The sequence below is a fragment of the Paenibacillus sp. USHLN196 genome (assembly GCF_037144955.1).
Taxonomy (GTDB): Bacteria; Bacillota; Bacilli; order Paenibacillales; family Paenibacillaceae; genus Paenibacillus; species Paenibacillus xylanexedens_C.
Window position 1 is genome coordinate 1 of record NZ_JBBCYH010000043.1, and the last position, 455, is coordinate 455.

At 44.8% G+C, this 455-nt stretch carries 1 tRNA gene and 1 rRNA gene; both read left to right on the plus strand.

What is annotated here, in order from left to right:
* Nucleotides 1-68 (plus strand): 16S ribosomal RNA (locus WFI24_RS34210); the annotation flags it as partial.
* A gap of 107 nt (nt 69-175) precedes the next feature.
* Nucleotides 176-251 (plus strand) — tRNA-Ala (locus tag WFI24_RS34215).
* The last annotated feature ends 204 nt before the right edge of the window (nt 252-455 follow it).

The following is a 455-nucleotide window of genomic DNA, read 5'->3' on the forward strand; positions in this document are numbered from 1 at the left end:
GATAGATGATTGGGGTGAAGTCGTAACAAGGTAGCCGTATCGGAAGGTGCGGCTGGATCACCTCCTTTCTATGGAGAATCGTTTCCCGAGTGGAAACATTCAAATACGCAGGTTCTAAGAACCTGCAACAGCAACACAGTTACTTATCCATTTGTTCAGTTTTGATGGAATTTGAGGGGCCATAGCTCAGCTGGGAGAGCGCCTGCCTTGCAAGCAGGAGGTCAGCGGTTCGATCCCGCTTGGCTCCACCAAACAATTTCATCTATTTGGCTTGTTCTTTGAAAACTAGATATCGAAACGAAAGTAAATGCGAATTAGAACATTCCTTTTTAGCTGAACTTGTGTAAACAAGTTTCAATAAAAACGGTAGATTGCATGAGCGAGTGATCGAAATGGAACGACTTTTGGATTTGCGCAAGCAAACCAAGTGGAGTGACAGCTCGAACACGAGCGAT